The organism is Streptococcus sp. HMSC067A03 (genome assembly GCF_001814295.1).
Lineage (GTDB): Bacteria > Bacillota > Bacilli > Lactobacillales > Streptococcaceae > Streptococcus > Streptococcus constellatus.
This window is the reverse complement of record NZ_KV815652.1, coordinates 1-5,330: the sequence shown is the minus strand read 5'-3', so window position 1 is coordinate 5,330 and position 5,330 is coordinate 1. Positions and strand designations below refer to the sequence as shown.

6 protein-coding genes and 1 pseudogene are annotated in these 5,330 nt (G+C 35.4%); all 7 read right to left on the bottom strand.

The window, feature by feature from the left end; genetic code table 11:
- Nucleotides 1-166: 166 nt before the first annotated feature.
- A complete protein-coding gene (locus HMPREF2963_RS09575; RefSeq protein WP_006269823.1) occupies nucleotides 167-295 on the bottom strand; it encodes a hypothetical protein in 129 nt (42 codons plus the stop codon).
- 201 nt (nucleotides 296-496) lie between these two features.
- Nucleotides 497-901, bottom strand: coding sequence for a DUF3021 domain-containing protein (locus HMPREF2963_RS05205; RefSeq protein WP_006269825.1), 405 nt, complete (start codon nucleotides 899-901; stop codon nucleotides 497-499).
- Nucleotides 902-913: 12 nt separating this feature from the next.
- Nucleotides 914-1,369: a LytTR family DNA-binding domain-containing protein gene (locus HMPREF2963_RS05200; RefSeq protein ID WP_014829592.1), complete on the bottom strand. Its 456-nt coding sequence runs from the start codon at nucleotides 1,367-1,369 to the stop codon at nucleotides 914-916.
- A 26-nt stretch (nucleotides 1,370-1,395) separates the two neighbouring features.
- Entirely contained in the window at nucleotides 1,396-2,259 is an 864-nt protein-coding gene (locus HMPREF2963_RS05195; RefSeq protein WP_039676772.1) for an ABC transporter permease, read from the bottom strand.
- A gap of 1 nt (nucleotide 2,260) precedes the next feature.
- Nucleotides 2,261-3,127 (bottom strand): ABC transporter ATP-binding protein, encoded by an 867-nt coding sequence (locus HMPREF2963_RS05190; protein WP_070669094.1) that lies wholly within the window; start codon nucleotides 3,125-3,127, stop codon nucleotides 2,261-2,263.
- Between the two features lie 148 nt (nucleotides 3,128-3,275).
- Complete coding sequence (locus HMPREF2963_RS05185; protein WP_070669092.1) at nucleotides 3,276-5,258, bottom strand: ABC transporter permease; 1,983 nt, start codon at nucleotides 5,256-5,258, stop codon at nucleotides 3,276-3,278.
- Nucleotides 5,239-5,330 (bottom strand): annotated as a pseudogene (locus HMPREF2963_RS09045) (ABC transporter ATP-binding protein); the annotation flags it as partial. The pseudogene HMPREF2963_RS09045 and the gene HMPREF2963_RS05185, both read right to left, overlap by 20 nt.

Here is a 5,330-nt window from a genome sequence, read left to right as displayed (position 1 = left end):
TAACATGTTGAACATCTAATAATGTCATCGTTTTCTCCTAATAATTTTTATACATCTATCATACTGAAAAGAAAAGCAACTTTCCATACTTTAACCTTTCATTTTTTCACTTTATCTTACATTTTTGTAAGATTGCTTGAATCTGTACTGATATAAAAGGTATATCTCAATGACTATATTGCAGCCAGAAATAATATTGACTAGTTGCACAACCCATTTTTGTCTTTTCAATCTCCTCTTTGGAAATCTTTTCTGTTCTTGCAATGGATTTTTTCTTTAATAAATTTGTTTTCATGATCTGCCTCCTTGTAAAAGTTGAATGTCATCAGAAATTCTTATAAACTTTCTGTTTTTCTTTACATTTATATGATACAACTCCAAGCACAGCCTTACCATAACTTAACCTTTCATTTAGGCTCTAAAAACTTACATTTTTGTAAGAAAAAAGGCTTGAACATGTGTTCTCAGCCTTCTGAATATAACCACAATATCGAACTTATTCTCTTGTACGATTTCTTCTTAATTTTACAAGTGCCTCATTGATTTTCTTTGTTTTTAGATAAATGTCTAAACGAACGAACAGCCAAATTAAAATGTAGATAACAATAAAATCCAACCAAAATTCAGTCCGTGCCAGATTAAAAGCCCAACCATTATAGACCATCATGACACTAACCACCATTAAAGTAAGAAAAAAATGAATCGTCAACTGCACCAAATAAGAAAAACGTTCAATTTCAAACAGCAAGGAAAACAAGCCAATCAAAGCACTCATTATCAAAATACTGAGAATGTTAGAAGTCGTAACAGGTGATTCTTGGATTCGAAAAGCCAAAACAAGTAAATATGCTAAAGAACCCGTACGCAGGCCTTCTAACATAGAAGTTGCAATTTTTTTCATGTTCGCTCCTTTCTACAGACCCAGATAATCCATCAACAACTTGACATATTTTCGACTGACACTTGATTTAATATTGTTTGTCAATCTAGCTGTCATATTCCCTGAAAAACTATCCGATAATGACAACAAATGATCGATATTAATAATCGCATGCTTAGAAATTTGAACAAAATTTTGGCGATTGACACGATTTTGAAAATGCGTAAGCGTTTCTTTTGTAGTATAAATAGCATCCATACAATACAACATCAGTGTTGTTTGGTTGATATCTGCCAGGATAATTTGATCCGTTTTCAGCATAACAATTTTATCATCTGTTTTTATAGGAATCACATTGTTATAGGATGACTTATAACGATGTACATATTCAAAAATTTCTTTAGCTTCATCTTCCAACCTATCCGCTTTAATCATGACAAGTGGATCGTTTGAAGGAATGGTCGGATCCATTGTAAATTTAGTCTGCAAAAGAATATCTCTAACTTTCCATCAATTTAAGCAGTTTTAGTCCACCGATTGGTAGCAATCTGTTGGATTATCCAAATAAAAAGCAAAGCAACTAAAACTATTACAACTATATAGCATGTTTCTTTTATTGTCAATAGAGAGTCCCATTTTAATTGAATCCCCATCATCTTTTTAAAATAATCTTGCGCTGCTGTATTATGATGAAAAGTAGTAGCTAAGTTATCTTTCATCATTACTTGCCTAAAGAGAGATGCAACATAAGTAGAGGGGGTACATTTCATAATCATTTGAGCAAACGATGGCAGAACTCCTATTGGAATGTAAGTTCCAACTAAGAAGCCAGAAGCAGCTCCGATAATTGTTGCTAGCTTTCCAAGCGTATCTACTGATTTGAAACGATTCACAAGAATACCATTAAAAATAGAACATAAGAGTGCATTGAGCACCATAATAAGGAGAATTTGAGGCAGCAAAGTCCAATCAAAGACAATCTGATCTTCCCAGATAAAGTAGCCTTCCATGACAGCAAACATAATGATTTGCATCAAAAATCCAATAAAGGTCGTACTCAGAAGGTAACTGATAGACAAGCCCCAACGTCCCAAGTCTGTCAGAATCAAATCTTGTGTTACTTTGCTTCCTCTATCTTTTGCTAGTTGAGAGAAACTGGAAAATGTCGTGGTCAATCCTGTAATAGCAAGTGTCCCACCGATGAGCCACGAATCCAACAATTGATTGCTATGAGGAACCTGACTCCATGAATCCTTGATATTTACTTTTAAAAAAACTAAATACAAAATAAAGGAAATCATAGCTCCAAGAAGCGATAAAATTACCCCACTACGATTACGAAAATAGAGCAAAATATTTCTTTTCATTAGCATCATCATGTTAACGTACCTCTCTTCCTGTCAACGCCATAAAAGCATCGTCCATTGTTCCTGGTCGAAATTCAAATTGTCGAATAAAAGAGCGACCACATGTTAGAATTTCTAAAGCCTTTTCTGTCGTTTCTGGGTGAATCAACAGTTCATTCACTCTTACTTCCTCAAAAGGAATCTCTTCCTTCAAAATTTCTTTAAAATCAGCAGTATCGGTCACGAATACCTTGAGAAAATTCTGAGCATAGTTCTCTTTAATCTGATTAGCAGAGCCCTTAGCAATCACTTGACCGTGATCCACAATATAAATCATATCTGCATCATCTGCTTCATCTAAATAATGAGTGGTTAAGATAACCGTCATCTTCTCTTTTATTTGCAACTGGTGAATCAGCTCCCAAATGGCTTTCCTAGTTTGAATATCTAAACCTGTAGTTGGTTCATCAAGAAAGAGAACATCTGGGTTATTCAATAAAGCACGTGCGATATCTACTCGTCGCTTTTGCCCACCTGATAAAGTCCCATATAATTGTGTTGAAAATTTTTTCAACCCTAATTGCTCAATTAAACTATCAACTTTTCCTTTGTCAATCATATTATATTGACCTGCCCTAATTTCTAAATTTTCTCGTACTGTTAGCATATCATCCAAAACGCTATTTTGGAAAACAACGCCTAATTTAATGTTACTATTATACAAGATCTCTCCTGTTGTAGGTTGTAAAAGTCTGGTTAACATTTGAATTGTTGTGGACTTTCCAGCACCATTTGGCCCTAAAATAGCCGTAAAACTGCCTGCTTCAATCTGAAGATTCAGATTATGAACTGCTCTCTTGTTACCATAAATTTTACTAAGATGTCGTGTTTCTAGTATCATAACGTTCCTCCAATAGATTTTATGAGCTTATCATACTCCTCATTTTTTAAAAAATCTCGTATTTTTGGATAAGAGGTTTTGCTGGCTAGACAAGAGGTCAGAATTGCAAGATAAAACCACTCGCCAAAAGACGAATGGTTCAAAATACTTATCTTGCTATGATTTTTCGATAACTTCTAGATGTTAACATGAAAACAAGAATATAAACGAGTAGGAAAATCCCGCAGGTTGTAATGGTTGTTTGGATTAAAAGTGGTACATTTGTTGCGCCTAAGAGGGCTACAATCAGCTGCAACATGTGAAAGGCAGCAGCAATGTGAAGAAAGGCAAAAATAAGTGGCAAGAAGAAGACTGTTAAAATCTGCTTGCGAATGGTTGCCTTGGTTTGCTTTTCATCTAAACCGACTTTTTGCAAAATAACAAATCCTTCCCGGTCTTCGTATCCTTCAGAAATTTGTTTGTAGTAAATAACCAATACTGTTCCCAGCAAGAAAATTACTGATAAGAAGATACCAATAAAGAGGAGAGTCCCTGTTACACCTTGGTATTCTTTTTCAATCCTTTTACGTTCAGAAACACCAACGCCTCCTTTTTCTTGACCTTGCTGCTCATGAATCGCATCGAAAAGACTCTCTTGAAGTTTGACCTTTTTATCAGAAGATTGAATGCCTATAAAATAAGTGTAGGCTTCTTTAAGACCAATTTGATTAGGCTGATTAACCACCATATAGATAAATTTTTGTGATATGAAGTTAAAGTCAGTACTAATCTTTCCATGTGTGAAATCTGTTGTCAGATACTCTTTTATTTTCCAGGATTTTCCGTTGATTGTGAGAGCTTGTTTTTGATTGATTTGAAGATTTTTTGTATAAAGGAGCGCTTCATCATCAGCTAAATGAACTTTCCTTCCTGTCATTTTTTCGTATTCTTGACGACTGATAATAAGAAAACCTCCAAACATTTTTTGAGCTTCTTCTATGCCTAGTTGCTTTGTATTTTCAGAAACTGTTAATTGGTTTCCCTTGATTTTTGAAATAGTGGAAATTTGATAACTATAATCTTCATACTGAGCATTGCGTATTCCCTTTTTGCGCACGACGTCTTTCACCGCCTGTAAAATTGCAGCATTTTTATCTGTCGTTGTTTCACCTGTAATTGAGATATTGTAATCCTTTGGATACAAAGAAGTCATGTAATCTTTCCCGCCAACATAAATATTAAGCGAGCCCACCAGTGTTACTAAGAGCATGGTTGAAAGAATGGAAATCGTTGCTAATCCAGCTGCATTCTTTCGCATACGAGAAATCAAATTAGAAACCGAAATAAAATTCTGCGTTTTGTAGTAGTATCTTTTTCTTTTCTTTAAAAATTGCAATAGTGTAATCGTTCCTGCATTAAAGAGGAGATAAGTTGCTAGCACAACCATGAGAACTGCGATAAAAAAATTCAAAATTGCGGCAACTGGTTTCTCAACTGTGAGGGCAATGTAATAAGCCATAGCTAGCAGTCCCAGTCCTAGGAATGTTTGCAAGCCAAGGAAGCGTCCCTTTTTTTCTCCAGCTTTCTTTTCTCTCATCAAATGAAGCGAGCTGTAACGAAGCAGGCGTATAGAGTTTAACAAGAGAATGATCACAAAGGCAACACTCAGACTGACTAGAACAGTAAAGACATTCAACCATTGAAAAGTTGAAGCAATGACGACTTTCAGACCCATAAATTTCAATAGAACAGCAAACAATAATTTGTCTAAAACGAGACCCAAACCAAGTCCTAGCCCCACAGTTACTAAAGCAAAATAAAACAGTTCAAAGAAGGTCATCAGAAGCAACTGGTGCTTTTCCATTCCTAAAATGCTGTAAACTCCCAGCTCTTTGGAGCGATTTTTCATGACAAAGCTATTGGCATAGGTCACGAGAATCAAGACGGCAATCTGAATTACCCAAATTCCAAATTGCAAGGTCGTACGAGCAGCCGATCCACCATAAGTAGATTCCAGATTAGGACTATAAGCTAACGATACAAAACTATATAAAATTGCTGTCGCTACAATGGTTGCCAGAGCAAAGGGATAGTATAAGCTCCGATTTTTTACCAAGTTTGAAAGTGCAAGTTTATTGGTTAGTTTGAACATAATCGCCCACCTCGCTTGCCATGACTGTTAAGGTATCTGAAATCTCTTGGAACATCTGCCGCTCCGTCTTGT